This window comes from Methylophilaceae bacterium (assembly GCA_018398995.1).
Lineage (GTDB): Bacteria > Pseudomonadota > Gammaproteobacteria > Burkholderiales > Methylophilaceae.
Window position 1 is genome coordinate 1,034,285 of the sequence record CP073759.1, and the last position, 13,056, is coordinate 1,047,340.

Annotated in this window: 13 protein-coding genes; 2 read left to right on the forward strand and 11 right to left on the reverse strand. The window is 39.4% G+C overall.

The features are described from left to right. Nucleotides 1-10: 10 nt before the first annotated feature. The 7 genes from urtE to KFB94_05395 all read right to left on the reverse strand — a co-directional run bounded on the left by urtE (nucleotide 11) and on the right by KFB94_05395 (nucleotide 6,683). A complete protein-coding gene (gene urtE, locus KFB94_05365) occupies nucleotides 11-700 on the reverse strand; it encodes an urea ABC transporter ATP-binding subunit UrtE (protein ID QVL44746.1) in 690 nt (229 codons plus the stop codon). A 23-nt stretch (nucleotides 701-723) separates the two neighbouring features. Then, nucleotides 724-1,470, reverse strand: a complete 747-nt coding sequence (gene urtD, locus KFB94_05370; protein ID QVL44747.1) for an urea ABC transporter ATP-binding protein UrtD — start codon at nucleotides 1,468-1,470, stop codon at nucleotides 724-726. After that, nucleotides 1,467-2,600, reverse strand: coding sequence for an urea ABC transporter permease subunit UrtC (urtC, locus tag KFB94_05375; GenBank protein ID QVL44748.1), 1,134 nt, complete (start codon nucleotides 2,598-2,600; stop codon nucleotides 1,467-1,469). Before urtC ends, urtD begins: the two co-directional genes overlap by 4 nt. Nucleotides 2,601-2,699: 99 nt before the next feature. Further along, a complete protein-coding gene (gene urtB / locus KFB94_05380) occupies nucleotides 2,700-3,617 on the reverse strand; it encodes an urea ABC transporter permease subunit UrtB (protein QVL44749.1) in 918 nt (305 codons plus the stop codon). A gap of 161 nt (nucleotides 3,618-3,778) precedes the next feature. After that, entirely contained in the window at nucleotides 3,779-5,023 is a 1,245-nt protein-coding gene (gene urtA, locus KFB94_05385; GenBank protein QVL44750.1) for an urea ABC transporter substrate-binding protein, read from the reverse strand. An 88-nt stretch (nucleotides 5,024-5,111) separates the two neighbouring features. Beyond that, complete coding sequence (locus tag KFB94_05390; protein ID QVL44751.1) at nucleotides 5,112-5,450, reverse strand: zinc ribbon domain-containing protein; 339 nt, start codon at nucleotides 5,448-5,450, stop codon at nucleotides 5,112-5,114. A 9-nt stretch (nucleotides 5,451-5,459) separates the two neighbouring features. After that, on the reverse strand, nucleotides 5,460-6,683 hold the full coding sequence (locus KFB94_05395; GenBank protein ID QVL44752.1) for an acetamidase/formamidase family protein: 1,224 nt from the start codon (nucleotides 6,681-6,683) through the stop codon (nucleotides 5,460-5,462). Nucleotides 6,684-6,903: 220 nt separating this feature from the next. On the opposite strand from KFB94_05395, the gene KFB94_05400 reads away from it, so the two are divergent. Beyond that, nucleotides 6,904-7,326 carry a hypothetical protein gene (locus tag KFB94_05400; protein QVL44753.1) on the forward strand — a complete coding sequence of 141 codons (423 nt, stop codon included), beginning with the start codon at nucleotides 6,904-6,906 and terminating at the stop codon, nucleotides 7,324-7,326. A 67-nt stretch (nucleotides 7,327-7,393) separates the two neighbouring features. Here KFB94_05400 and KFB94_05405 read toward each other — a convergent pair whose 3' ends face one another. After that, on the reverse strand, nucleotides 7,394-8,578 hold the full coding sequence (locus KFB94_05405; protein ID QVL44754.1) for a porin: 1,185 nt from the start codon (nucleotides 8,576-8,578) through the stop codon (nucleotides 7,394-7,396). Nucleotides 8,579-8,790: 212 nt separating this feature from the next. Here KFB94_05405 and KFB94_05410 point away from each other — a divergent pair, with 212 nt between their 5' ends. Beyond that, on the forward strand, nucleotides 8,791-9,543 hold the full coding sequence (locus KFB94_05410) for a hypothetical protein (GenBank protein ID QVL44755.1): 753 nt from the start codon (nucleotides 8,791-8,793) through the stop codon (nucleotides 9,541-9,543). A gap of 20 nt (nucleotides 9,544-9,563) precedes the next feature. Here the strand turns inward: KFB94_05410 and KFB94_05415 are convergent, their stop codons facing one another. The 3 genes from KFB94_05415 to KFB94_05425 all read right to left on the reverse strand — a co-directional run bounded on the left by KFB94_05415 (nucleotide 9,564) and on the right by KFB94_05425 (nucleotide 12,976). After that, nucleotides 9,564-9,953, reverse strand: coding sequence for a tautomerase family protein (locus KFB94_05415; GenBank protein QVL44756.1), 390 nt, complete (start codon nucleotides 9,951-9,953; stop codon nucleotides 9,564-9,566). Between the two features lie 513 nt (nucleotides 9,954-10,466). Then, nucleotides 10,467-12,650 carry a DUF2075 domain-containing protein gene (locus tag KFB94_05420; protein QVL44757.1) on the reverse strand — a complete coding sequence of 728 codons (2,184 nt, stop codon included), beginning with the start codon at nucleotides 12,648-12,650 and terminating at the stop codon, nucleotides 10,467-10,469. Further along, a complete protein-coding gene (locus KFB94_05425) occupies nucleotides 12,647-12,976 on the reverse strand; it encodes a nucleotide pyrophosphohydrolase (protein ID QVL46580.1) in 330 nt (109 codons plus the stop codon). The genes KFB94_05420 and KFB94_05425 overlap by 4 nt, the downstream gene beginning before the upstream one ends. Nucleotides 12,977-13,056: the final 80 nt, after the last annotated feature.

Genomic DNA, 13,056 nt, shown 5'->3' on the forward strand with positions numbered 1-13,056 from the left:
ATGCATATCATCAAACTGACAAATACCCTTTAATCTTTTTAGCATCCACATTCTCGCGCAAATCCTCATGAATAAACTTGCCTTTATCAATCACAATAATGCGATCGGCTACTTCCATTGTGAAACTCAATACTTGCTCAGAAACAATAATCGTAATTTCACGCATTTTACGAATCTCATTTAATACTTTTGCAATATCTTTAATAATTGAAGGCTGAATACCTTCTGTCGGCTCATCCAGTAACAACACTTTTGGATTGGTCACTAATGCACGTGCAATCGCCAATTGCTGTTGTTGCCCACCAGATAAATTACCGCCTTTGCGTTTACGCATATCAAATAATACAGGAAACAGCGCATAAATATCTTCTGGAATTTCTCCCGTTTCAGATTTACTTAATCCTGTTTCAATATTTTCTTGTACCGTCATCGCAGGAAAAATCATGCGGCCTTGCGGCACATAAGCCAATCCTTTATTCACGCGCATATAACTTTCGTCACCTTGCACACTAACGCCATCAACCGTTGCTTTAGTCGCTTTGCTTGGCAAAATGCCCATTAGCGATTTAAACAGCGTCGTTTTTCCCATACCGTTACGGCCCATAATGGCCAAGGTTTCGTTCTTTTCTGCTTTAAAATTAAGGCCATGAATCACTTCACTTTGACCATAACTAACGTGTAGATCTTCTATTTCAATCATCTTTAATCTCCTGACAACTTTCGTTAATGGCCTAAATAAACCTCAATGACTTTTTCGTCTGCTTGCACTTTTTCCATTGAACCTTCAGCTAAAATTTTGCCTTGGTGTAACACAGTGACTTTATCTGCAATTTTTTTCACAAAATCCATATCATGTTCAATCACAAGCACCGAACGATTAGCTGAAATCTTGCGCAACAATTCTGCCGTGTCATCACGCTCTTTAGCACTCATGCCGGCAACAGGCTCATCTAACATGAGCAATTTAGGGTCTTGCATCAATAACATGCCTATTTCCAACCATTGCTTTTGACCGTGACTTAATAAAGCCGCTTCCATTTGTAAAAAATCAGTGAGCATAATTTCTGCAGCAATTTTTTTCACCTGTGCATCAACCGCTTCAGTGCGCTTAAATGTTAAGCTTTTCAAGACATTCCTACCTCTTGGGTAAGAAATTTCTAAGTTTTGATCTACAGTCAAGTTTTCATAAATAGACGGCGTTTGAAATTTGCGACCAACCCCGGCACGCACAATTTCATGCTCCGCCATATCGGTCAGCTCTTTGTTCAAAAACTTAATACTACCCGCCGTTGATTTTGTTTTACCACAAATCAAATCTAACACCGTTGTTTTACCAGCACCATTAGGCCCAATCACCACCCGCAATTCATTCTGGTCGATATACATATTCAAAGCATCGACTGCTTTAAACCCATCGAATGAGACTGTTAAATCCTCAATCGCCAACACAAAATCTGTATTCGCACTCATGCTTTTGCTCCTTTAATTTCAGCAGATGTTGGCTCCGCCGCGATAAATTTACTCAAAAATTTAAGCTTATGTTTATTTTTGTTATAAATACCAGCCAAACCATCAGGGAAAAACATCACCACAGCAATGAATAAACCGCCCATTAAAAATAACCAAAGTTCTGGATACGTTTCAGAGAAAAAGGTCTTACCGTAGTTGACCAGCAAGGTGCCGTATATCGCACCAATCAACGAGGCTCTACCGCCAACGGCACAGAAAATAACCATTTCAATCGAAGGCACAATGCCAATAAAAGACGCTGACATAAAACCTACCTGCAAGGTAAACATGGCACCACCAATGGCAGAAATAGCGGCTGCTAGACAAAATACAAATATTTTGTAATTTGAAACATCATAGCCAGAAAAACGAACGCGTTCCTCTTTATCGCGCATGGCTAATAAAATCATGCCAAACTTGCTAGTCAAAATATAACGTGAAAGAAATATCACCCCAAACAACAATACCGCATTTAGATAATACAAAATGTATTTAGCTGTATCGGTTCTGGTATCCCAACCCAACACTGTTTTAAGGTCAGTAATCCCGTTCACACCACCGGTATAGCCTTGTTGTCCAACAATCAAAATCGTTAAAATCAAGGCAATCGCTTGCGTAATAATCGCAAAGTAAACACCACCAACACGCCGCTTAAACATGGCGTAACCAATAATGTAAGCAAACACGGTAGGCACAACAAGAATAGCAATAATCGTCAGCGTTAAACTCTGGAACGGCAACCAAAAAGTGGGTAGTGCAGTTAATTGGTTCCAATCCATAAAATCTGGAATACCTGGCGTAGTCTGAATCGCAGTGGCAACGGGATCGGATGCCTCTAACTTCATGAACATCGCCATGGCATAACCACCCAAACCAAAGAAAATACCTTGACCCAAACTTAAAATACCCCCATTACCCCATAGCAACACCAAGCTCACTGCAACAAAAGCATAAGTCAGATACTTGCCTGCTAAATTGAGACGGAACACATCCAACCCTAAGGGCAGCACTATCAAAATGAGTGCGGCTAGAACAATTAATCCCAGCGTGCCCTCCTTACCGCCAAACAATCTGTTTGCTATTGTGTTCATACAAACTCTCCTTAAAATTACTTAACTATTGTTTAAAACCTGATGTTTAATACTTAATATCAGTCACAACGCAGTCAATAAGCGCCGTGACTAATCACATTACTTACGCAGTTTAGAAGCAAACAGACCTTCTGGTTTTACCATCAATACAGCAACAATGAACAATAATGTGGCCATCTTGCCCATCGAGCTACTGAGGAAAAACTGTAAAATTGATTGTGCTTGTGCAATACCAAAGGCAGAGGCAATAGTACCGACTAAACTAGCAGCGCCACCAAATACCACCACCATAAAACTATCTACGATATACAGCGAGCCACTGGTAGGGCCAGTTGAAGCAATCGTGGTAAAGGCAGCACCTGCAATACCTGCAATACCGCAACCTAAGGCATAAGTCATACGATCGACTCTTTTAGTATTAATGCCCACAGAGCCTGCCATTGTGCGGTTTTGAACGGTAGCTCGCATATTTAAACCCCAGCGTGAACGAAACATAATGAGATAAACGCCACCCGTTACCACAGCAGCCAGCGCCATCACAAACAAACCGTTTAAAGGAATATCAATGGCTTCTGTTGGGGCAAAAGAACCCAACAACCATTCTGGCAAATGCGCACTAACTTCTTTAGCACCAAAGCTAGACCGAAAGATTTGTTGCATCACTAAACTCAAACCCCAGGTTGCCAACAAGGTATCTAATGGCCGCTTATAGAGATGCCGAATCATAATAAATTCGATAAAGTAGCCCACAGCAAAAGCAATTAAAAACGACAAAATAATCGCAAACATGAAGTAGTAATTCACCGCACCATAAGTCTCTGCAAGCTGCGATAACATGACAGTGGTATAAGCACCAATGGTCATAAACTCACCATGCGCCATATTAATCACACCCATTTGACCGAAAATAATGGCAAGCCCTAACGCCATTAGCAACAACACACTAAACATGCTGAGGCCGGAAAAACTTTGCATGACAAAAATGTTTGTCATTTCTGCTGCGGTGTATTCGAACATACTAATCCCCTTTAAACATTATTACGAATATGAACTCTTACTTTTCTAAAATCACTCTTACACGCCAAGCAACCTTAGAAAAGCAAACTAAATGCAATCACACCACATTTAGTTTGCGAGCTGATGTAGCGGCAGACAAACCACTACATCAAGCCATCAGACTATTGATAACCTTTTGGGAATGGATCAGGTTTGATGTAATCAGAGGTGTAAACCACTTCTGCTTGACCATCTTTTTTCCATTTACCAACACGCAATTTAGTTGTTAAGTGATGGTTTTTCTCAACAGTTACTGGGCCTTCTGGTGCATCTTTAAACACATAACCTGGCAATGCTGCTTGTACTTTGTCAACATCGAAGCTACCTGCACGCTCAACCGCTGCTTTATACAACCATGGACCTAAATAAGCAGCTTGCGTCACATCACCAATCACAGCATCTTTACCCCAACGTTTTTTGAAAGCTGCTACAAATTTCACGTTTTCAGGATTCGTTTGCGATTGGAAATATTTCATTGCTGAGTAGAAACCTTCCAAGTTCTCACCACCAATACCAAGCACTTCATCTTCTGTTACTGAGATAGTTAACATTGTTTGTTTTTTAGAGTTCAAACCAGCTGCGTTCAACTGTTTAAACCAAGCAACGTTAGAACCACCAACAACAGCGGCATAAATCACATCCGGTTTTTTCAGTTTGATTTTGTTAATCACAGAACCAAATTGTGTATCACCCAAAGCAATATACTCTTCACCAACTACTGTGCCTTTTAAATTACGCTCAATATGCTTACGCGCAATTTTCATTGATGTACGTGGCCAGATATAGTCAGAACCAATGAGGTAGAATTTTTTCGCTTTTTTCTCTTTAGCAATCCAATCTAAACCAGCAAGAATTTGCTGTGTTGCCTCTTGACCTGTGTAGAACACGTTTTTAGATTCTTCTAAGCCTTCGTAAAAAGTTGGGTAAAACAATAAACCATTTTCTTTTTCAAACACTGGCAAAGCCGCTTTACGTGAAGCTGATGTCCAGCAACCCATAACAGAAGCCACTTTATCGCTTACCAACAATTTTTTTGCTTTTTCAGCAAATGTTGGCCAATCAGATGCGCCATCTTCTTGAATCACTTTAATTTTGCGACCCAAAATACCGCCCATGGCATTGATTTGCTCAATTGCTAATTTCTCAGCTTGGATAGAGCCTGTTTCACTAATCGCCATCGTACCTGTTGCCGAATGTAAAATACCAACAGTTACTTCTGTATCGGTCACTGCCAATCCAGTTGTATTTACTTTAGCTGTTGGATAATCTGCTGCAAAAGCACTGGTCGAAATGAGACCTGCAGATAACAGTGCGCCGACTAGCACACCACTTGCTTTCATAAAACCACGTCTATTAAAAATAGCCATTACTTACTCTCCTTTATAAAAATCAAAAAAACCAAAACTACACTTCGTACTTCTGAAATCAATTTGCTACACCCACTCTACTGACCAACTAGTGACCGAGCATCCATGGTCTTGCCGTCTTTTTAGTCTGCATCTGTAATGCTGCTTTGCCAGTTTCTGGATTTACTTTTGTTGCAGTTTTACACGTGTGTGTGCCTGTGCATCCACAGCTTGAGCGTCTACCAACATTGGGTTCATTGGCAGATTTTTCATTTCGCTCATGCGCCAAACGTTGTGTTTTACCAAGAATAGCCAACCGCGGTGCTGAAATAATGCGATGACTTTCAGTACCACACGCTTGGCAAAATGCCGCATCACTTGATTCACTCATTTTGCGTAACGCAGTAAACACACCACAACTTTTACATTCATATTCATAGACTGGCATTGCGACTCCTTAACTGGTTTTTGCGGTATCAAAACCTTGTTTAACCATGATTTTTGGGCCATCTGCATTCGGCTTCATATCAAAGTCAAAAATCTCAGTTGGCAACCATAAAGTGGCACAAGCATTTGGAATATCCACAACACCACTAATATGTCCTTCAACTGGCGCAGTACCCAAAATAGACAAGGCTTGCGCACCGGTGTAACCAAATTTCTTCATATACTCAATCGCGTTTAAGCAAGCTTGACGATACGCAACATGCACATCTAAATAATGTTGTTTGCCTTGCTCATCCACTGAAATACCTTCAAAGATGATGTAATCTTTATAAGTTGGTGTCAGTACACTTGGTTGGAAAATAGGGTTTTTCACGCCATATTTTTTAACGCCATCTTTAATCAGGCTCACTTTTAAATCTAAATAACCAGCCATTTCAATCGCGCCACAGAAGGTAATTTCACCATCACCTTGTGAGAAATGAAGATCGCCCATTGATAAGCCACCATCTTTTACATACACAGGGAAATAAACAGTAGAACCTTTGGTCAGGTTTTTGATATCACAGTTACCACCATGATCGCGTGGCGGCACAGTACGCGCGCCTTCTGCTTTGGCTTTTTCAGCTGCTTCGCCTGTTAACTTTCCAACAACCGCAGATTTTGGCTCTGGTGGTAATGCCAGTGCCGGCACACGGTCAGGATCGGTTGCAATCAAATCACCCTCACGTTTATTCCATGTAGCCAATAGCTCTTTAGAGGGTAAGCAACCAATTAAACCAGGATGCATAATGCCGGCAAATCTCACGTTAGGCACATGGCGAGAAGTGGTATAAATACCATGAAAATCCCAAATCGATTTACGCGCTTCTGGATAGTGATCAACTAAAAAGCCGCCACCATTTTCTTTAGCAAAAATACCATTAAAACCCCATTGGCTGTCTTCAAAAGTACCCACATCTAAAATCTCAACAACCATTAAGTCGCCAGGCTCTGCGCCTTCAACACCAATTGGGCCACTCAAATAATGCACTTGTGTCAAATCCACATCTCTTACATCATTTGCGCTGTCATTGTCACCAATTTGGCCACCTGTCCAATCCATACATTCAACACGGAATTCATCACCAGGCTTAACCATGGCAATCATCGGAATGTCCGGATGCCAGCGGTTGTGAATCTGACCATTTTGCTCCCAGGGCTTTTTGTCCAAATCTAATTTAACAATTGTTTTCATCAGCTTCCTCCTACTAAGAATTTCGGTTAAACGTTATAAAATAATGTAGCCAAGTATCAAGTGCATATGGATGTAGCCACGAGTACTTAGCCATGACCAAAGTGTATGGTGTTGAAGTGATGAAAGAAATACGTCAAATTGCGTAGTTTTTGGCTGGTATTGCTTGATTGATTTGTGCTAACTTTCAGTGTCAATTTTTAATGAGCAAAGAAGATTCAGCATGCACAAACAATTGGGTATATTGGCAGCATTATTATTTAATTACAGCCATGTAATGGCCACTGAATGGACCTCTATCATTCAAGATGCTGAACATGAAGTCTTTGTGGATATTGATTCCTATAACGTCAGCGATCAATTGCCTTATTTAGTGGCAAAAACCATTTATCAACAGCCGCAATCTTTTGTATCAGCGAATAAAACCATCAAATATGCAATCAGCATCGCAACGCTACAATATAACTGTGAAAAACCCGTATATAGAATGCGTGCTATTCAACTGCTAGATAAAAAAAGTAAGCCGATCAAAACATTTAAAATCAATGCTCAGTTTAAAAAATTAGTAAGCAACACCGATGCATTTTCAATTGGCCAACTCACCTGCCAAGTGCATCAAATGTTGGGTGGTGCAAGCGTTCAATAAGCTGTATTTTTATACAAAAAAACCTCACCATTGTTTATCCATGGCGAGGTTTTTTGTTCAGTGATGATTAGAACTGATACTGCATTGAGATCAACACGGCATCTGTATCACTTGCACCAGTCACTTCTGTTTTTTGATATTCAGCAGAAATAATTGCATTGTATGGTGCCATCACATAATTCACACCAAAGTCCATACGCTCTGTTTTAATATTGTTATCTGCATCAAACTCTTGATAACGTGCAAACGGCATAAACTTACCCCAGCCGACTTGTTGATTAAACAAATAACCAGCACCAACATAATAAGCATCACCTTCTTCAGATAAAAACACACCATCTGTATCATAATCATAGTAAGCAGCTTCAAGCGACAGCGTTCCAGGACCTACATTTTTCTTTTCCATTAAAACGTCGATACTGTAGTTACTATAATCACCAACAGCAGTTGTCGAAATGACGCCATCAGATTTATGTTTAGCCGAAAGACCAACTGTTAAAATATCTTTAGCACCAAAATAATTACCGGTACCATAGTAACCAGGCTCAGAATCCCAGAAAGCCACCTGTACGCGGCCAGCATACATTGGATTATCATCTGCGCCTAAAGTTGACGCCGCAGTACTGTTCTCACCCTCATCTAATGTAGTTCCGCGTGGTCCACTAAATCTGAATAAATTAGCACCTTCAAAAGCACCAAAAGAGATCGCCAATTTATCTTCTAAAAAGCTAGTCACTACCGCCACACCATCATCACGACCAATCACACCACCATTCCAACCATAGCGTGATGAAATGTTGGCCCAATAGCCACCACCGCCACCAGATGAGTAGTAAGGACCTGCCATATTGGCACGGTCACTTGGTGGCAAGAATCGACCAGCCCAAATGGCAATTTCTGGTGTAATTTGCAATTGTACGTTAGCATCAATCACTTCAACATTCGCACCACTAGCCTGAAGGCCACTTCCACCACCTGAACGCTCAGTATTCAACATACCTTTGATGTATTTATTTAAAGAACCTGATAAATACAAACGAGCACTGTTTAGATTAAAATCATTTGAACGATCACTACCATTTGGCGCACCATCTTCTTGTGAAAGATAGCTGGTAATAAAACCAAAACCTGCGGTAATCGATTTATCTTCACCAAATGAGATGGTTGCACCTGCGTTGGCTTGCATTGCAGGAAATGCTGTTGCAATTGCAAGTGACATTGTTAATAGGCTTTTGTTAAGCTTAAAAGTCATTTTCTTACCCCCTAATTAAATTAAAAAAAATTACTGTAAACCATTGCTCAAAGCCCTATAAAGTCAATCAATACAAGGCCAAATTTGTTAAAGGTGAGAATAACGACAAGCCAGAATTGCGCATATACGTCAAATTACGTAGTGTATGTTTTACGCAAAAATATGGTTTTTATGCTATTTTTCAGTTTCAAAATATCCATTTGAAAGCAGCAATGAACAAAATAACGCTTACTTTAATCGTCTTAATAGCAACATTGGTCTGTGGATGTGGAGCAGAAATCGCCTACAAACAAGGCGCGTCAGCAAGAGATTTACAAGCCAACAAAGCCGCCTGTGAACAAGCCGCTAATGAAGCAGCTTTTAATCAATGTCTAAAAGACAACGGCTGGGCAGTACAAAAATTAGGTGAAAAATGGCTATCAGATGATGATTTATTTGCAACAGCAAGCGTGAGTGATAATAAACAAGTGACGGCTAAGCCAACAAAACCTAGCACTTTGAAAACAACAGATAGTATTGCAAGCGATAGTATTAATAGCGAAGAAACAACCAACAAAACGTCAGTCGTGGCTAGCACTGCTGAGCCAATTGAACCCAAGTCTATTGCTGTAAAGCCCGATATAAAACCAACTGAACAACCAGCTGAACCAGTGATTAAACCAGTAAAAGCCAGTGCACAACCAACAGAAACAATCGCCTTACAATCGGCCATAAAAAAAGAAGTTAAGCCAACGGCAACTGAACCGGCTATCAAGCCAGCGCACAATATATTCGATATTTATGAAATTAAATCGTGGTGGAAAATGGGCGGCAACGCAACGCAATTAGAAAAAAACATGGACGAATGCAGCGCAGCATTAGGCGAAGCACATAAACCCAATAAAGTAACGTTCACCTTCACCAGAGGCTTTGCCATTTGCATGCGCGAAAAGGGCTGGCGCGGATTAATTAGCCAAAATAAATAATCAATAACAGGTGAGTAACCTTACAACTCACCTGTTAAATACTGCGTTTTACCAAAACCAAAACTCCAATCCACATCGGTATTGGTCATCACAGAAACCAGCAAATCTTTTGGGTCTAACCCACACTTTGCTTCTAAATTTTTCGCTAGTAACTGATAAAACTTATTTTTATTCACCGTCGTGCGCGGGCTAGTAAACACCTGAATCACCATCGCCTGATCCGTCCGCTCAAACCCTAAACCAGTATCCAGCAAAATCATTCTGCCAGGCTTATGCTCAGTCACAATTTGGTATCGATCTCTAACCGGCACCTTAAACGCCTCTAAAACACAATCTTGCACCGTATCCATCAACGCTTTAATTTGAGCGTCGGAACGCCCTTCTGTTACATCTATTCTGATAAGTGGCATCTATCTCTCCGTTATTCATTTAAACAATAGTTTAGCCTATCACGTAGTTTTGCTTTTGCGTCTCGCTATTTTTTGTTTGGTAAATGGATCTTTACTAGTCCTTTTTATTTTCATTCATACATTTTCTCCAAGCATTAGTGATTTAAATCACTGATTTTATTAAAAATAATCTTTTAGTATCGCCTAAACAATTCTTCTTGATTAAAATGATGTAGTATTAAATTATGTTAATAAAAATATAAGAAACTAAACAAATGAAGTTCAATGAGGATTCAAGAGCCAGCATAGCCTGCAAAAGTAGGGCGTCACTCGCGCAAAGCGCAGTGCGCCGTATTTGAAACTTAACATTCGGCGGACTGTAAACGAGTCCGCCCTACGAGTTCTACAAGGTCTGATTCAGCTAGTTCGTAGTTTGGGCTGAGGTACAAAGCCCTAACTAAAGGCTTAAAAGGCGGAAACCACTGATGAAATTGTGATTTGTATATGATTTTTTTACTTTATACCTGTTGATCTTCAGATAACCTGCACAAACTCTCCAACAACCTTAAGTTCGTGCACGTCTTCGTCTGTAAAGGTAATTACTTCAAATTGATCATCGTAGCTTCTAGGTAGCAATTCAATTTTTATGTGTTCGAAACTATCATGCCTCTGCGCTTTAACACTTCTGTATTCTTTGACGGTAAATCGCGACGATGTGTCAGCATAAATGTCCCTTAGCTCAACCAAAACCAGTTTGCCATTTCTTGACCCACCACGTTCTTTACGAAACAGACAGATTGAACCGTTCGGTATTATTTTATTCATCGATTCACCTTCAATCCTAAACGCAAAGTAGTCTTCAGTTAGCCTAATATTTGATGGTACAGGTATCAACTCATAATCATCAATTACAACCTGCTCATCACTAAAGCCTCCTGCTGCTGCATGCATATCGTACAAAGGAACCGCGTTCTCAAATATCTTTAAGTTTCTAGTTATTGGAACAACGTTACCTTTTGGCTGATCAGCGATGGGGATATGCTTTGAAAAATACTTCCTTAGCCCTGGGTCACAAGCATATACATATGTTCCTTTAATGCCCCTAAGCATGATTGTTTGATAAATATTTAGGATGTACTGTTTTAGCTCTTGAGGATCGTTAATCGATTGCTTACCATTTTTATCAAAATATTTATCTTTATTGATAATAATTTGATTGGTGGTTTCATCAAAGCAAATCTCCTCACCAAAAATGATCCCAGAGTAGTTAAGATCGTATCCTTGCGTCGTATGAATACAACCCACCTCATTCGGTGAAGTCTCACTATTAATCCAGTCTTTATTTGTCCTGTTCCATTTTAGTTGCATGTTATTAATTTGGATATCAAACTTGGATGGGTCATCTTTTGAAATCCATGGCCAAGAATAGCCTGCAATCATTCTAGAAAGACCGTGCTCTTGATCTCTATTTTTAATAGCATCAACAAATGCTTCAATGGAATGAAACAAAATAAAATCGTATGCCTTTGATTTATAGACATGATTGTCTGCTAGTTTTTTATTTAGCAAATCACTAATAAAGGCTGAGTATGCGTTTCCTCCACCAACCCTGAACTGCGAGACCAATTTTTGAACTTGGCAATTTTCTTGTCGCATAAGTTTATCAAAATCACTTTGATTAGCATCAGAGGGTTTTATAGTCTGATTTTGATCATAAAATAATATGGCCTTATTAGATTGTTTGGTTACCCAATCTAGTTCACTACAACTATTTTTATCAAAACCCAACACCTTGCATGCTATATCAAAGTTTCTAAAGTAAGCTCCTAAATTAACTCGCTTTCTGAGGCGATGAGACTCATCAACCAAAACGATGTCATATGATTGAGTTGCAAGTTCAGCAGGACCAATTACCATACTGGGATTCAGCCCAGAAATATTCCTAAAAGTTTTTTTGAGCGTCTCTCGAAAGGAGCTCATTGGTACAACTAACGCCATTTTGGGATTTGGAAATGTTTTTCTCACTTGAGTTAATATATCTAAAACCTCTGTCTCTTCACTCGCAAACTCTCGAAAGTTAACATCAGCATTATCCGAGTTGAGCAGTTTGAACAAGAAAATTGCAAGAATAGATTTACCAGTGCCTGCACCTCCTTGAACAACAAGGCTTTTTACATCTTTGTCCAACAATGCATAAAGTATTCCGAGCAAACTCTGCCTTTGATCAGATGACAAACTTTTATAGGGGGAGTACTTAAATAGGTCTGAGTTATTAAGATGCTCTATTGAGTGTTTTGCAAGCCCGTTGGCTCTCAATTTATCCCACAGCTTTAAGAATAAGTCCTTGTAAAGCTCTTTCTTTTGGTAATAGCTATGTTCTACTAAACCCAAATTACCGTTGAGAAGAGAGAAGTTTTGATCTGCGGAGAAATATCTAATTAGGCTAGATTCTATATCTAAGGTTACTGATTTGTTGAATAACTCGCTGTCAATAAGATGTACTGTTGTAAGCTTCTTTTTGTATTCGTTTTTTAAATGCGTATTCATCCTATTAACAGTGTCCAAAGTCTCACCCACATAAGCAATCTTTGAATTTTCATCACTTAAAATATAAACGAGAGGCCAGTTATTAACAATCGAGGTTTGTGATGCAATATCATTTAGCGACTCTCTAGTGAATTCGTATCTATTAAGCTGAAATGAAACTGTACTAGTCATAATTCATTATATTTTTTTGCAGAATCTTTTGACTTACTCACTGGATACTTAACTGCATTTTTCTGAATTTTTTCCAATACAATTTCCTCGACATCTAGATTGTATTTATTTGCAATTAATAAAGCATATGCGAAAACATCAGCAAGCTCTTCTCTTACTTTTTCGCAATCTGCTTCATCAGCTTTTTTCCAAAGAAACAGCTCAAGCAACTCACTTGTTTCGATATTCAAAGCGATGGCTAAATCCTTAGGATTATGAAATTGATCCCAATTTCTTTCATCACGAAATTTGATTAAAGCCTCAATTGTTTTTTTCATTTTTTCGATAACAACTTTGTAGTTTATAAATTTAATTGGCAGAAATACCGCCTTGATTCGTTCAAGAACCTCAATTCACATTACCAACT

Bases quoted from the DNA above. Each gene is read 5' to 3' on its own strand.
- urtE (QVL44746.1), bottom strand. From the start codon at position 700: ATGATTGAAATAGAAGATCTACACGTTAGTTATGGTCAAAGTGAAGTG.
- urtD (QVL44747.1), bottom strand. From the start codon at position 1,470: ATGAGTGCGAATACAGATTTTGTGTTGGCGATTGAGGATTTAACAGTC.
- urtC (QVL44748.1), bottom strand. From the start codon at position 2,600: ATGAACACAATAGCAAACAGATTGTTTGGCGGTAAGGAGGGCACGCTG.
- urtB (QVL44749.1), bottom strand. From the start codon at position 3,617: ATGTTCGAATACACCGCAGCAGAAATGACAAACATTTTTGTCATGCAA.
- urtA (QVL44750.1), bottom strand. From the start codon at position 5,023: ATGGCTATTTTTAATAGACGTGGTTTTATGAAAGCAAGTGGTGTGCTA.
- KFB94_05390 (QVL44751.1), bottom strand. From the start codon at position 5,450: ATGCCAGTCTATGAATATGAATGTAAAAGTTGTGGTGTGTTTACTGCG.
- KFB94_05395 (QVL44752.1), bottom strand. From the start codon at position 6,683: ATGAAAACAATTGTTAAATTAGATTTGGACAAAAAGCCCTGGGAGCAA.
- KFB94_05400 (QVL44753.1), top strand. From the start codon at position 6,904: ATGCACAAACAATTGGGTATATTGGCAGCATTATTATTTAATTACAGC.
- KFB94_05405 (QVL44754.1), bottom strand. From the start codon at position 8,578: ATGACTTTTAAGCTTAACAAAAGCCTATTAACAATGTCACTTGCAATT.
- KFB94_05410 (QVL44755.1), top strand. From the start codon at position 8,791: ATGAACAAAATAACGCTTACTTTAATCGTCTTAATAGCAACATTGGTC.
- KFB94_05415 (QVL44756.1), bottom strand. From the start codon at position 9,953: ATGCCACTTATCAGAATAGATGTAACAGAAGGGCGTTCCGACGCTCAA.
- KFB94_05420 (QVL44757.1), bottom strand. From the start codon at position 12,650: ATGACTAGTACAGTTTCATTTCAGCTTAATAGATACGAATTCACTAGA.